The organism is Simplicispira sp. (assembly GCF_028687295.1).
Lineage (GTDB): Bacteria > Pseudomonadota > Gammaproteobacteria > Burkholderiales > Burkholderiaceae_C > Simplicispira > Simplicispira metamorpha.
This window is the reverse complement of record NZ_JAQUAL010000001.1, coordinates 31,125-45,216: the sequence shown is the minus strand read 5'-3', so window position 1 is coordinate 45,216 and position 14,092 is coordinate 31,125. Positions and strand designations below refer to the sequence as shown.

14 protein-coding genes are annotated in these 14,092 nt (G+C 60.9%); 9 read left to right on the top strand and 5 right to left on the bottom strand.

Translation table 11 applies throughout. The annotated features are described in order from the left end of the window. Positions 1 to 4 precede the first annotated feature (4 nt). Both PHX69_RS00185 and PHX69_RS00180 read right to left on the bottom strand, forming a co-directional pair. Entirely contained in the window at positions 5 to 976 is a 972-nt protein-coding gene (locus PHX69_RS00185) for a cation diffusion facilitator family transporter (RefSeq protein WP_288041772.1), read from the bottom strand. A 46-nt stretch (positions 977 to 1,022) separates the two neighbouring features. Beyond that, a complete protein-coding gene (locus PHX69_RS00180) occupies positions 1,023 to 1,859 on the bottom strand; it encodes a DNA-binding transcriptional regulator (RefSeq protein ID WP_288041771.1) in 837 nt (278 codons plus the stop codon). A gap of 148 nt (positions 1,860 to 2,007) precedes the next feature. Here PHX69_RS00180 and mhpA point away from each other — a divergent pair, with 148 nt between their 5' ends. The 7 genes from mhpA (at position 2,008) to PHX69_RS00145 (ending at position 9,578) form a co-directional block, all read left to right on the top strand. Further along, complete coding sequence (gene mhpA / locus PHX69_RS00175) at positions 2,008 to 3,774, top strand: bifunctional 3-(3-hydroxy-phenyl)propionate/3-hydroxycinnamic acid hydroxylase MhpA (RefSeq protein ID WP_119012461.1); 1,767 nt, start codon at positions 2,008 to 2,010, stop codon at positions 3,772 to 3,774. Positions 3,775 to 3,777: 3 nt separating this feature from the next. Beyond that, positions 3,778 to 4,722 (top strand): 3-carboxyethylcatechol 2,3-dioxygenase, encoded by a 945-nt coding sequence (locus tag PHX69_RS00170; protein WP_288041770.1) that lies wholly within the window; start codon positions 3,778 to 3,780, stop codon positions 4,720 to 4,722. A 31-nt stretch (positions 4,723 to 4,753) separates the two neighbouring features. Further along, positions 4,754 to 5,542: a 2-keto-4-pentenoate hydratase gene (mhpD, locus tag PHX69_RS00165; RefSeq protein ID WP_119012462.1), complete on the top strand. Its 789-nt coding sequence runs from the start codon at positions 4,754 to 4,756 to the stop codon at positions 5,540 to 5,542. A gap of 45 nt (positions 5,543 to 5,587) precedes the next feature. Beyond that, positions 5,588 to 6,562 (top strand): Bug family tripartite tricarboxylate transporter substrate binding protein, encoded by a 975-nt coding sequence (locus tag PHX69_RS00160; protein ID WP_288041768.1) that lies wholly within the window; start codon positions 5,588 to 5,590, stop codon positions 6,560 to 6,562. Between the two features lie 13 nt (positions 6,563 to 6,575). Further along, positions 6,576 to 7,517 (top strand): acetaldehyde dehydrogenase (acetylating), encoded by a 942-nt coding sequence (locus PHX69_RS00155; RefSeq protein WP_119012464.1) that lies wholly within the window; start codon positions 6,576 to 6,578, stop codon positions 7,515 to 7,517. Positions 7,518 to 7,527: 10 nt separating this feature from the next. Further along, on the top strand, positions 7,528 to 8,583 hold the full coding sequence (dmpG, locus tag PHX69_RS00150) for a 4-hydroxy-2-oxovalerate aldolase (protein ID WP_119012465.1): 1,056 nt from the start codon (positions 7,528 to 7,530) through the stop codon (positions 8,581 to 8,583). A gap of 125 nt (positions 8,584 to 8,708) precedes the next feature. Beyond that, positions 8,709 to 9,578, top strand: a complete 870-nt coding sequence (locus PHX69_RS00145; RefSeq protein ID WP_288041767.1) for an alpha/beta fold hydrolase — start codon at positions 8,709 to 8,711, stop codon at positions 9,576 to 9,578. 153 nt (positions 9,579 to 9,731) lie between these two features. On the opposite strand, the gene PHX69_RS00140 is transcribed toward PHX69_RS00145, so the two are convergent. The 3 genes from PHX69_RS00140 to PHX69_RS00130 all read right to left on the bottom strand — a co-directional run bounded on the left by PHX69_RS00140 (position 9,732) and on the right by PHX69_RS00130 (position 11,853). After that, positions 9,732 to 10,139 carry a hypothetical protein gene (locus PHX69_RS00140; RefSeq protein ID WP_288041766.1) on the bottom strand — a complete coding sequence of 136 codons (408 nt, stop codon included), beginning with the start codon at positions 10,137 to 10,139 and terminating at the stop codon, positions 9,732 to 9,734. Positions 10,140 to 10,523: 384 nt separating this feature from the next. Then, a complete protein-coding gene (locus PHX69_RS00135; protein ID WP_288041765.1) occupies positions 10,524 to 10,895 on the bottom strand; it encodes a type II TA system antitoxin MqsA family protein in 372 nt (123 codons plus the stop codon). A gap of 67 nt (positions 10,896 to 10,962) precedes the next feature. Beyond that, a complete protein-coding gene (locus tag PHX69_RS00130; RefSeq protein WP_288041764.1) occupies positions 10,963 to 11,853 on the bottom strand; it encodes a LysR family transcriptional regulator in 891 nt (296 codons plus the stop codon). 118 nt (positions 11,854 to 11,971) lie between these two features. Here PHX69_RS00130 and PHX69_RS00125 point away from each other — a divergent pair, with 118 nt between their 5' ends. Both PHX69_RS00125 and PHX69_RS00120 read left to right on the top strand, forming a co-directional pair. Beyond that, positions 11,972 to 12,877, top strand: a complete 906-nt coding sequence (locus tag PHX69_RS00125; RefSeq protein WP_288041763.1) for a DMT family transporter — start codon at positions 11,972 to 11,974, stop codon at positions 12,875 to 12,877. 23 nt (positions 12,878 to 12,900) lie between these two features. Then, on the top strand, positions 12,901 to 14,091 hold the full coding sequence (locus tag PHX69_RS00120) for an acyl-CoA dehydrogenase family protein (protein ID WP_288041762.1): 1,191 nt from the start codon (positions 12,901 to 12,903) through the stop codon (positions 14,089 to 14,091). Position 14,092: the final 1 nt, after the last annotated feature.

The window sequence follows — 14,092 nt, the reverse complement described above, 5'->3', positions numbered from 1 at the left end:
GGCACTACACCGGCGGCGCAGCGCTGTCGCGCACCGGCACCGGCGCGTGGTCCAGGTCAGGGCGGCGCCAGGGGTCTACGTGGGTCATCAGGTTGAGCACACGGTGGCGCTGCATCACGCGCTGGCGGGCCACCACGGCAATGTCGTGGCCCGCTTCGACGCTCAGGCTGGCGTCCACTTCGATGTGGGCATCGACCACGATCATGTCGCCCATCTTGCGCGTGCGCACGTCGTGGACATCACTGACGCCGGGGGTGTCGCGCAGCGTCTGGCAAATGGCCTGCACCTCTTGCGCATCGACGGCGCGGTCCATCAGGTCATGCAGGGCATCCCAGCCAAACGTCCAGCCCATTTTGGCGACCATGAAACCGACGATCAGCGCCGCAATCGGGTCGAGGATGGGGTAGCCCGCCAGGTTGCCCGCAATGCCAATCCCCACCACCAGCGACGAGGCCGCATCCGATCGCGCGTGCCAGGCATTGGCCACCAGCATGCTGGACTTGACGCGCTTGGCCACCGCCAGCATGTAGCGAAACAGCAGCTCTTTGCCCACCAGCGCCGCGCCCGCCACCCACAGGGCCACGGCATGCACCTGGGCCACGCTGGCGGGGTTTTCAAGCTTGAGCACCGCCGACCACACCATGCCCACACCCACCGCCAGCAGCAGCAGGCCCAGTACCAGCGAGGCGGCGGTTTCAAAGCGCTGGTGGCCGTAGGGGTGGTTGGCATCAGCGTCTTTCTGGCTGTGCCGGTTGGCCAGCAGCACGACAAAATCGGCCACCAGATCCGACAGCGAATGGATGCCGTCGGCAATCAGCCCCTGCGACTTGGACAGCACGCCCACCACAATCTGCAAGGTGGACAACACCACGTTGACCCACACACTGACCCAGGTACTGCGCGAAGCGGCCGCAGCGCGCTCTTGCAGGGTGTAGGGGGTGTCTTCCGAATCGTCGGCAAAGTCTGTGCGTTTCATGGGAGGCCATTAAAGGGGGTGATCAACCAGGTGCGGGGCACGGGCCCTACTCCAGCCAGGATCGGCTGCCACTGCCGATAGAAGCAGCCAGCCGCTGCAAGGCAGGAACGTAGCGCTCCTGCAGTTCATGGGGCGCGACTGCAGCTTTGGGGAACACCATATTCAGCACCGCCAACAAGCGCTTGGCGCAATACACCGGCACGGCCACAGCGGCAAACTCGGCTTCGCGTATCCATTCGCCTTCGTTGCTGGCGTAGCCGCGCGCACGGGTTTCATCCACCAGGCGCTGCACTGCGCACTGGTCACGGGCCATCTCACCGAGCCAGTCGCTGCGCTGCGCCAGCAAAGCGATCAGGGCCTGGCGCTCGGCATCCGAGCAAGCGGCCAGATAAGCGCGCCCCAGGGCCGTGACCAACAGCGGCATTTTTTCGCCAATCATGGCGCGGTGCTGTGACAGCAGGCTCCAGCGGTGGGTGGACTCGCGCACCACCATGAAGCCCGACTCCAGCGTGCCCAGGTCGCAGGGCCACAGCAATTCGCGCACGGACGCCTTCATCAGCGGGGCGGCCACCTGGTCAATCCAGGCATCGTCTTCAAAACCTTCACTGAGGCGGCGTACCTCAAACGTCAGGTAGTACTGCCCATCGCGCTCGCCGTGGCGCACAAATCCCTCAGCGCGCAGCGTCTCCAGCAGGCGCTTGACGGTGGTGCGGTGTACGCCACAGGCCTTGGCCAAATCGGTGGTGCTGGCCTGACCGCCCGGCGCCCGGTTGAGTGCCTTGAGCACGTCCAGGCCCCGGGCCAGGCTGCGCACGTCCTTGTAAGGCGGGGCAGCCGATGCGGCAGACAGCAAAGAAGGCGGTGGTGGGGGGCGTGTGGGCACGGGGCGCTCGGTGCAAGGGAGGTTCAGCGGCGGAGTAAGGGATTTCCCTGTGCTTTATGTGCACTGGATGCACTCAGTTTACCGCTTGATCTAACGCAAACAGAATTCATTTTTCACCCCCCGTCGCAATCACTCCAAAGCTACACCCATGGACACCAACACCTCTCCCAAGGCCGCCACGGCGGACTTTGATGCCGACATCGTGATCGTCGGTGCAGGCCCGGTCGGGCTGACCATTGCCAACACCCTGGGCGTAGCTGGCGTCAAAACGCTGGTGATTGAAAAGCTCGAAGAGATCATTGACTACCCCCGCGCCATCGGTATTGACGACGAGGCCCTGCGCACCATCCAGACTGCCGGGCTGGCCGACGAGGTGGCAGCGCACATCACGCCCGACCACTGGATGCGCTTTTTTACCGCCGACGGCCAGTGCTTTGCATCGATTGAGCCGCGCACCGACGAGTTCGGCTGGTCGCGGCGCAACGCCTTCATCCAGCCGCAGGTGGACAACATCCTCTACCAGGGCCTCAAGCGCTTTGCCCATGTCGACACCCTGTTTGACCACGGCGTGACCGGCATCACCCAGGATGCCGACGGCGTGACGCTGCAACTGGAAAGCGGCAAAGGCCAGACCCGTACCGTGCGCGCCCGCTACGTGGCCGCCTGCGACGGGGGCAACAGCATCATCCGGCGCACCCTGGGCGTGGCCTACGAAGGCCGCACCAAAGCCAACCAATGGATCGTGGTGGACGTGCGCAACGACCCGCTGGGCACACCGCACATCGACATGTGCTGCGACCCCGAGCGCCCTTACGTCTCGGCTGCACTGCCCCACGGCATCCGCCGCTTTGAGTTCATGGTGATGCCGGGCGAGACGGAAGAAGAACTGTCCAAACCCGAGAACATGGCCAAGCTCATGCGCAAGGTGGTGCCTGATCCGGACAAGGTCGATTACATCCGCAAGCGTGTGTACACCCACAACGCCCGCCTGGCCGCCACCTTCCGCGTCAACCGCGTGCTGCTGGCCGGGGATGCGGCGCACATCATGCCGGTGTGGCAAGGCCAGGGCTACAACAGCGGTATGCGCGATGCCTGCAACCTGGCCTGGAAGCTGGCCATGGTGGTGCAAGGCAAGTGCGGCGAAGCCATGCTCGACAGCTACGGCCAGGAGCGCCGCGACCACGCCCGCTCCATGATCCACCTGTCGGAAGTGGCCGGTGACATCTTCGCCCCCGAAAACCCGCTGGTCGGCCAGGTGCGCGACAAGCTGATGCTGGCGCTCAACGCCGTGCCGCCAGTCAAGCAGTACTTTGCCGAGATGCGCTTCAAGCCCATGCCCCGCTACGAGCGTGGCATCGTCGTGCCGCCTGAGCGCAGCGAATCGCGCCCGCTGATGGGCGGCCTGCTGCGCCGCTCGGGCGACACCCCCATGGGCCGCCTGCTGGGCCTGATGGCCGAGAAAAAAGAATCTTTCATTGGCCGCGTGCTCAACGGGTTGGAGGCGCCCCAGCCCTCGCCCGTGGGCCGCATGTTCATCCAGCCGCGCGTGACCACCGAAGCCGGTGAAACCCTGCTGCTGGACGACGCCATCGGCCTGAACTTTGCCGTGCTGGCCTGGGGCACCGACCCCACCTTCAACATGAGCGCGCGCAGCATCGCCTTCTGGCAGCGCATGGGCGTGAAGTTCATCTGCGTCAAGCCGCAGGTGCAAATGGCCTACCGCGATGCGCTGCGCCCCGGCGTCATCACGCTGGGCGATGCGCAGGGCCGCATCAAGGACTGGTTCAGCCAGCAAAGCCAATCGGTGGTGTTTTTGCGCCCCGACCGCTTTGTGGCCGCCATCTGCGCGCCCCAGGGCGTGGATGCCACCACCGCCGCGCTGGCACGCCTGCTGGCCGCGCCGCTGGAGGCCTGAGCCATGACCGCACCCCGCGCTTTTCTGGGCATGTCGCACTCGCCGCTGCTGGGGCTCAACCCCATCAGTGCCGAGGTGGAGCAGTCGCTCAACGCCGCCGTGGCGCAAGCGCGCCAGCAGGTGCTGGCGTTTGACCCCGAGCTGATCGTGCTGGTCGGCCCCGACCACTACAACGGCTTTTTCAACGAGCTGATGCCACCGTTCTGCATCGGCAGCGCCGCCACCTCGGTGGGCGACTACCTCACGCCACCGGGCGAACTCAACGTGGCCACCGACGCCGCACTGGCCCTGGCCACGCGGCTGATGGACGATGACTTCGACATCGCCCTGTCGCGGCGCATGCAGGTGGACCACGGTTTCTCGCAGGCCCTGCAATTTTTGTGGGGCGGGCTGGACACACCACCAGTGGTGCCGATTTTTCTGAACGCCGTGGCGCAGCCCGGCATTGCACGCCTGCGCCGCTGCCGCCAACTGGGCCAGGCCATTGGCCGTTTTCTGGACGGCCTGCCGCAGCGCACGCTCTTGATTGGCTCGGGCGGCCTCTCGCACGAGCCGCCCGTGCCCACGCTGGCCCACCCCGACCCGGCCATCCGCGAGCGCATCACCATCAAGCGCGAACCCACGCAGGCCGAGCGCGCTGCCAAAACCCAGCGCGTGATGGACGCCGGCATGGCACTGGCCGCTGGCGACTCTTCCATGAAGCCGCTCAACCCCGACTGGGATAAACGCTACATGGACGCGCTGGAGCACGGCCAGCTCGACGCCCTGGTGCAGTGGACGGAAGACTCCATCGAGCAGGAAGCCGGTCTGTCGGCCCATGAATCCAAAACCTGGCTGGTGGCGCGCGCCGCCCTGCCCCAAGCCCCCCTGCGCTGCACCTTGCGCCATTACCAAGCCGTGCCCGAGCTGATTGCGGGCTACGGTGTGCTGTTCATGCAGACCGCATGATGGCGATTTTTTTCTCCAAGGAACCCCGTCCATGAGCACCCCGGAACAAATGCAGATCAACGCCTGGGCCGAACGGCTGCGCCGCGCAGAGGCCAGCGGCACGCCCATCGCCCCGCTGCGCACCGAGATCCCGAACAACGAAACCGCCTACGCCGTGCAATTGGCCAACGTGCGCCATGCCGTGGAGCAGGGTCGGCGCATCGTGGGGCGCAAGATCGGCCTGACCTCGCTGGCCGTGCAAAAGCAACTGGGCGTAGACCAGCCCGACTTTGGCACGCTGCTGTCAGACATGATTTTTGGCGATGACGAAATCATTCCGGCATCGCGCACCCTGCAACCCAAAGTGGAAGCCGAAGTGGCGCTGGTGCTGGAGCGTGACCTCGACCTGGACGACGCCACGCTGATCGACGTCATCAACGCCACCGCCTATGTGCTGCCCGCCATCGAGATCGTGGGCAGCCGCATCGCCCACTGGAACATCCAGTTCATCGACACCGTGGCCGACAACGCCTCCAGCGGCCTGGTGGTGCTGGGCGGTGTGCCCACCAAGCTCCATGGCCTCGACCTCAAGCTGGTCGAAATGACCATGACCAGCAACGGCCAGCCCGTCTCCAGCGGCAACGGCGCCGCCTGCCTGGGCCACCCGCTCAATGCCGCCGTCTGGCTGGCACGCAAGATGGCATCGCTGGGCCAGCCACTGCGTGCGGGCGATCTGGTGCTGACCGGCGCCCTCGGCCCCATGGCCCCCGTTCAGCCGGGCGACCACATCGAAGCGCGCATCAGCGGCGTGGGCACGGTGCGCGCGCGCTTTGGCTCCTGACTTTTTCTTTTCCTCCCACCCCCCTATTCACACCAGGAGACACCCATGCTGCTTCGCCGTACCGTTATTGCCGCTCTGTCCGCCACCGCTTTGGCCGGACTGGCCCACGCCCAGGCCCCCGCTTTTCCCACCCGCCCCGTGACCATGGTGGTGCCCTTCCCTGCGGGCGGCATCACCGACACCATTGCCCGCGCCCTGGCGCAAAAAATGGGTGACACCCTGGGCCAATCCGTCATCGTGGACAACAAACCCGGTGGCGGCGGCCAGATTGCAGCCACCCAGGTCAAGCAAGCCGCTGCCGACGGCCACACGGTTTTCGTGGGCGCGACAGAAATGTTCGCCATCAACCAGAACCTGTTTCGCAAGTTCTCTTACGACCCTTTGAGAGACTTCACGCCCATCAGCTCGCTGATCGCCTCGCCGCTGGTGCTGGTGGTGCCCGCCAACAGCCCGGTCAACAGCGTCAACGACCTGGTGCAGCAGGCCAAAACCCGCAAAGGCGGCATGAACTTTGCCTCGCAGGGCATTGGCTCCATCGGCCACCTGCTGGGCGAATTGTTCCGGGGCCAGACCGGCGGTGAATACAACCATGTGGCCTACAAAGGCTCGGCCCCTGCGCTGCAAGACGTGATGGCAGGCCAGGTGGACATGATGTTCGACCCCGTCATCACCACCGCGCCGCTGATCGCTGGCAAAAAGCTCAAGCCCCTGGCCATTGCCGCTGCCAAGCGCTCGCCACAATTGCCCGATGTGCCCACGCTGGCCGAGCTGGGCATCAAGGGCGTGGATGCAGGCGTGTGGTTTGGTGCCGTGGCCAAAGCCGGTACGCCCGAGCCTGTCGTGGCCAAGCTGAACGACGCCTTCTTGAAGGCGCTGAAAGACCCGGAAATCCTCAAGCGATTCTCGGAGCAAGGCATGCAGCCCTTCCCCTCGTCGCCCGCGCAATTTGGCAGCTTCATGCAATCCGAAGTGGCCCGCTGGGCACCACTGATCAAGGCCAGCGGCGCCTCTGTGGACTGAAAGTACCCCCAGCATGACCCGCAAACTCAAGGCTGCCATCATTGGCAGCGGCAACATTGGCACGGACTTGATGATCAAGATTCTGCGCCACGGCCAGCACATCGAAATGGGCGCCATGGTGGGCATCGACCCGGCTTCCGACGGCTTGGCGCGCGCCGCCCGCATGGGCGTTGCCACCACGCACGAAGGCGTGCAGGGCCTGACGCGCATGGACGTGTTCAAAGACATCGACTTCGTGTTCGACGCCACCAGCGCCAGTGCCCACGTGCAGAACGACGCCTTGCTGCGCGCACTCAAGCCCGGCATCCGCATGATCGACCTCACGCCTGCGGCCATCGGCCCGTACTGCATCCCCGTGGTCAACGGCCAGGCCCACCTGGACGCGCCCAACGTCAACATGGTCACCTGCGGCGGCCAGGCCACCATCCCCATGGTGGCAGCCGTCTCGCGCGTGGCCAAGGTGCACTACGGCGAGATCGTGGCCAGCATCTCCAGCAAAAGCGCAGGCCCCGGCACACGCGCCAACATCGACGAGTTCACCGAAACCACCTCCAAGGCCATCGAAGTGGTGGGCGGCGCTGCCAAGGGCAAAGCCATCATCGTGCTCAACCCGGCCGAGCCGCCGCTGATCATGCGCGACACGGTCTATACGCTGTCCGACCTGGCCGACGAAGCCGCCATTGCCGCCTCGGTAGAGCGCATGGCCGCCGACGTGCAGGCCTACGTGCCCGGCTACCGCCTGAAGCAAAAAGTGCAGTTCGACCGCCTGGAGGGCCTGCACATTCCTGGCGTGGGCAAGAACCTGAGCGGCCTCAAGACCTCGATCTTCCTGGAAGTCGAGGGCGCAGCCCACTACCTGCCCGCCTACGCCGGCAACCTGGACATCATGACCAGCGCGGGCCTGCGCACCGCCGAGCACATGGCCCAGCGCATGCTGGCCGCAGCCACCGCCTGAGGAGCGCACCATGGACAAGAAAATCTACATCTCCGACGTGACCCTGCGCGACGGCAGCCACGCCATCCGCCACCAGTACAGCGTGGCGCAGGCCAAGCAAATTGCCAAGGCGCTGGACGATGCCAAGGTCGACTCCATCGAAGTGGCCCACGGCGACGGCCTGCAAGGCGGCAGCTTCAACTACGGCTTTGGCGCCCACACCGACGTGGAGTGGATCGAGGCCGTGGCCAGCGTGGTCCAGCACGCCAAAATCGCCACGCTGCTGCTGCCCGGCATCGGCACCGTGCACGACCTCAAAGCCGCCTACGACGCGGGCGCGCGCATCGTGCGCGTGGCCACCCACTGCACCGAAGCCGACATCAGCCGCCAGCACATCGAATACGCCCGCCACCTGGGCATGGAAGCCGTGGGCTTTCTGATGATGAGCCACATGCAAACGCCCCAGGGCCTGGCCCAGCAGGCCAAGCTCATGGAAAGCTACGGCGCCACCGTGTGCTACGTGGTCGATTCGGGCGGCGCGCTGTCCATGAACGACGTGCGTGACCGCTTCCGTGCCTTCAAGGACGTGCTCAAGCCCGAGACGCAAACCGGCATGCACGCCCACCACAACCTGAGCCTGGGCGTGGCCAACTCCATCGTGGCCGTGGAAGAAGGCTGCGACCGCGTGGACGCCAGCCTGGCGGGCATGGGCGCGGGCGCGGGCAATGCGCCGCTGGAAGTGTTCATTGCCGCCGCCGACCGCATGGGCTGGAACCACGGCACCGACCTGTACCGGCTGATGGACGCCGCCGACGACATCGTGCGCCCGCTGCAAGACCGCCCCGTGCGCGTGGACCGCGAGACACTGGCACTGGGCTACGCCGGGGTGTACAGCAGCTTCCTGCGCCACAGCGAAGTGGCGGCCCAGAAATACGGCCTCAAAGCCGTGGACATTCTGGTGGAGCTGGGCAAGCGGCGCATGGTGGGCGGTCAGGAGGACATGATCGTGGACGTGGCCCTGGACTTGCTCAAGGCCCAGGAGCACGAGCGCATACACGCCATGCCCGTGATGAGCGAGGCAGGCTGATTGCCGGGGCTGGCGTACGCCAACGCGCACCCAGCCCTTCAGTTCAGGCCAAAATGGCCTCCAGCCCTTGCGCAGCAAGCGCTACCAGCTATTTATTTAATAGCACCATCCACCCGACACACACCATGACCGACTCCACCCCCGCCCTGACCGAAGCCGCCACCAGCCGATTTGTCCGCATCCAGGAAGGCGACCTGAACCTGCAACTGCACTACAACGACATCGGCGAAGGCGCCGAAACCGTGGTCATGCTGCACGGCTCGGGCCCCGGCGCCAGCGGCTGGGCCAACTTCAACCGCAACATCGAGCCCCTGGTGGCGGCGGGCTACCGCGTCATCCTGCTGGACTGCCCCGGCTGGAGCAAAAGCGACCCCATCGTCAACACCGGCTCGCGCTCCGACCTGAACGCCCGCGCGCTGAAGGGCCTGATGGACGCCATCGGTCTGGACAAAGTCCACATCATCGGCAACTCCATGGGCGCGCACAGCACCGTGGCCTTTGCGCTGGCCCACCCCACGCGCGTGGGCAAGCTGGTGCTGATGGGCGGCGGCACCGGCGGCCCCAGCCAGTTTGTGCCCATGCCCACCGAGGGCATCAAGCTGATTGGCGCGCTCTACCGCGACCCCAGCATCGAGAACCTCAAGCGCATGATGAATGTGTTTGTCTACGACGCCAGCAGCCTGACCGACGCGCTGTACCAAGCGCGCCTGGACAACATGCTGGCGCGCCGCGACCACCTGGAAAATTTCGTCAAAAGCAGCACGGCCAACCCCAAGCAGTTCCCCGATTACGGCCACCGCCTGGGCGAAGTCACGGCGCAGACGCTGGTCATCTGGGGCCGCGACGACCGCTTTGTGCCCCTGGACGTGGGCCTGCGCCTGGTGTGGGGCCTGCCCAACGCCGAGCTGCACGTGTTCAGCCGCTGCGGCCACTGGGCGCAGTGGGAGCACGCCGACAAGTTCAACCGCATGGTGCTGGACTTTTTGGCGCACTGAGCGCCAACGCACTGGGCGCGCTGGCCGTAATGGGTGCGCGCCCGGCCCCAGCGCCCATGCCAAAGCCAGCGGTGCGCCGGTGGGCCACCCCACCGGCTGCACCCCCACCCGCCTCGGCGGGTTTTTTTATTTATTTTGATAGCTGCTCGCGCTTTACTGGCAAGGGTCAGAGCCTGTTTTTTCTGTCAGATGCGTGGTCACTGGCGCATCCGGTACGGTGCAGGCTTTGCCGGTGCGCCGGCATTGCTCGTTGTCACGCCAATAGGCACCGTGGCTGAGGCAACCCGTCTGGCAAATCACGCTGTCTGCCGCCGCCATGCTGGCCTGCCACCGCGCCAGCGGGCCAGACAGCAGCGCAAGGTCGGCACGGACAAATGCCAGCGCCGACACCCGCACGATGGCAGCCGCCCGCAGGCGAACCACCTGCGCCTGCAAATGCGCTATTTCAGCCTGCTGCTGCGCAATCAGGCGGCTGCAACGCTCTTGCACCGCCGCATACGTGCGGCACACGGCAACGTGCTCGGCAGGCAAAGTATCGGCAAAAGGGCTGGAAGTGGACATGGGGACGGGCCATTGCAGTCAAGTTCCAGGGCAGTATAGATGAGAATTACTTTTATTTAAAACACCTATTCCTCAACGGTACAGACCCTATGGGTGCAGACTTCTCTCGGCCAGAGCGCGCAGAAAGTTGGCGCTCCCGTAGTGGATGAGAGATTGGTATGGCTACCCGTTTCAACCACTGGCATCACTTCTCAGGTCGGGTACAGCCCCACCTTTTGCTGGGTCAGGTGCTCCACCAGCAGGCGGCGCAGTTGCTGGGCATTGAGGTGCTTGAGGCTTTCCAGCAGGCTGGTGGATGGTGTTGTCATGTTTTCAAAATTGATAGCTGCAAGCGCAAGCTGCAATTGGCCTGGAGGCCAAAAAGACTGGTATTCAGCAAATTGGTCAGGCAGCCCTGACCTCATTGAGCAGGTCGGGGTGACGCTCCAATAGCTTGAGCAATTTGACCAAGGCCAGCGGCGGCTTGGTCTTGCCGTTTTCGTAGCGTGAGAAGGCGTTGACGCCACCGCCGAAAATTTCAGCTGCCTCACGCTGGCCGAGGTTGAGCTTCTTGCGCACGGCGATGATGAAGCCGGGATCCACGATCGCCGCGTTCACCTGCTTGTGAAACGCCTGCATCTCGCGCATGACGCGATCGGTTTCCGCCAGGTCGGTGATGGACTCATCGCACGCCGGGCAGAAATCGGCGGTCACCGCTGGAATCGTGGTGGTTTCGCCTTTGTAGGTGTAGGGCAGGTCGCGGGTGTCGTGAATCAATTGCGCCGCGCCATCATTACGCTGCGCAAGATCAGGCTACCCGTCAATATTATTTACGGATAAATTCTTAGCAAGTGCTTGATAAATCTTTCATCATCTCTTGGCGAAATGCTCTGACAACGGGACTGACGCTGTGACTGCCCATACGCAATATGAGTTCGCTAAATCCTAATGTGGGTAAGCAAAACTTCTGAACTAAATGGTGGTGGATGTCGCACCCCACCGGGATTTGTCCATAAGGCATGAGTCCCAAGCCCAAGCCTGCTTGGATGGCTGTGCGCACATTGTGATAACTGTACCCCGCATAGGCGATATGCCAGTTTACATTCAGGCGATCTAGATGTTCTAGCATCAGTTTGCGGTAGACACAGCCATGATGGAAAACCACCAAAGATAGCGGTTGCTCTGGTCCACGCCAGTCAAAACCTTCCGCAGCCACCCAATGTAATTGCTCGATGCACAACGCCTCCGCAGAAGGAGAGTGCTCTGGACCAACGACCTGCTTAATCAACGCAATGTCGATTTCGCCACGCAGCAATCTAGCCTCCAATCCGGCTGATAAATCAGAGACCGTTGTCAGCTCTGCGTCCGCATGAATAGCCTTGAAGTTAGCAATTAGCTCAATCAGGCCTTGAATGCGAAAGTCATCCATCACACCGATGCGAATTCGTCCTGATAGCAGCGGCTTTGTGACCGCCCTGCACGCAGATGCCAAAGAACCCAGTACCCGATGAGCGTGGGGTAACAGGTGCATACCCTGCGCTGTTAAGCCTGAGAAGTGCCCTCGGCTGCGATTGAGTAAACGCTCTCCCAAAATGTCTTCGAGGGAGCGAACCTGATGTGTCAGTGCACTTTGAGTCCGTCCCAATCGCTGCGCGGCAGCAACGAAGCTGCCGCATTCGACCACTGCAACGAATGCGCGGAAGTGCCCAAGGGTGATACGTCGATCAGTGTTCATTGTGTTTGAAAATTAATTATTTTCATATCTAATTATTTAATATTCATTTTACTAATTTTCAGGCGAGCCCCAAGATCAAGTTCATAAATTGATGGCCTGATGGCCGTGGAGGCAATTCTTGGAACGTATTCGAATTTTCCTGATGGGTAGCTTATTCAGCCTGCTCTGGGCTTCCGCCTTCATTGCGGGTAAGGCAGCGCTAGAGCATAGCGACCCCATTTCCTTACTTTGTGCGCGTTTTGCGGCAGCCGGAGGCTTGATGTTGGCTTGGGTGCTCATCAGTGGACAAGCCCACCAACTGCGCAACCGGGCGCTGTGGCTGGACGGTCTGGTTTTGGGCATTCTCAACAATGCGCTGTATTTGGGTCTGTCATTTCAGGGGTTACGCACCGTCTCATCCGAAGCCACTGTGCTCATCGTCTCGACGGCCCCTTTTTTCACTATTGTCTTTTCAATCTTGAGCGGTGGGCCACGTTCATTACGTCAACTGGCGGGTATGGCGGTAGGTTTTTTTGGGGTCTATACAGTACTGAGCGCCCGAATGCAGGGAAGCGACGACCCTCAGGGAATGGTATTAGTGCTATTAGGCACCGTGGCTTTTGCGCTCGGAACCGTTTGGTACCGGCATCGGGCTGCACAACATAATCCATTAGTGCTAAACGGCGTGCAAAACTTTGTGGGTGCTATCGTACTAATGCCATTCGCTCAACGATTGCCAGAAGCATTTATCGCATTGCAACATTTTGACTATTTTGTAGCATTTGCGCACTTAGTACTGATGGTCTCCATTATCGATTTTTTGATCTGGCTGGCATTATTGCGCCGCATTGGTACAGCACAAGCATCAAGTTTTCATCTTCTGAATCCTATTTTTGGAATTTTTCTTTCTGCATTGGTATTTAGTACTGCTGTGTTAGGCACAGATATGTTGGGGTCTCTTATCGTTATTGCAGGATTGGTGATAGTGAGTTGGTCTGGAGGGATGGGATACTTTCGCAACCAACAACGCGCATCGAATAAATAAATTAATCAAAAGGGAGTATTTATATGTTTGAACTATTTAATGAAAAGCATCAGAAAATTAGCAATGATATTTTTGAGTATGCAAAAACTAATTTTTTGTCAGTACGAGATAAAATCGAATCAGAAGAAATAATTCCTCCGGCCATCTACCGGAATATGGCTAATCTTGGATGGTACGGCATCGCCATTCCAGAAATTCACCAAGGAATGGGGGCTAGTCATCTTTCACGGTTTCTTGCTATTGAGCAGGTCTCTCGGATATCAGGTGCCATTGGAGGAGCCCTCCAATCTGCAATTCTCGGAACTGCTATGGTTCAGTACTATGGATCGAATACACAACAGAAAAAATGGCTTCCACGTTTCGCAACAGGAGATGACGTAATTTCCATCTGTATAACTGAACCTGATTCTGGTTCGCACATACTTGGCATGAACACCATTGCTCAAAGAGATGGCGATGATTATGTGTTAAATGGCTTGAAATGCTGGATTGCCAATTCGCACATTGCCACTGTACATGGAGTGATTGCTCGCACTAGCGAAGGGTCAAACGGACTCTCCGCATTTTTAGTTGAGAAAGATCGCGTTGGCGTTCGACCAGGACGTGCAAATGACAATACTGGTTTACGTGGATTCAATCTGGGTGAAGTGATCTTCGAAAACTGTCGCGTACCTGTGATAAATCGTATTGGAGTCGAAGGCATGGGGTTAGAAATCGCACACAAATCAATCACCTGCTACGGTAAAACCAATCTCGCTGCTGTCGCACTGGGTATACATCAAGCAATCCTAGATGCTGCACTGGTGTATGTTCGCGAACGGTCTATTTATGGGAGGCCCCTCTCCGAACTTGAAAGTGTTCGATTAAAGTTAGGAGCGGTATATAAAAACGTCAGTTTGGCACGGCAAACTGCATATTTAGCCATGAATGAACTCGATAGAACAGGAAGTGCTGATGAGTCCATCATTCTCGCGAAGCTAGTAGGTACCGAGTTGGCTTTTGAGTCGGCAAAAATTACAATGGACATTTTTGCGGCGAGGGGGACAAGTCGTTCAATCCCGATTGAGCGCTACTTGCGTGACTTATTGATGGTGTTTCCTCCAGCAGGAACGTCGGATATACATCAAAAGCGATTGGCAGAAATTGCTCTTGGCAATTATGTGAAAAAAAATACAAGCCCTAAATTTTTACGGCAGATCGCTGAGATGGCTTGAT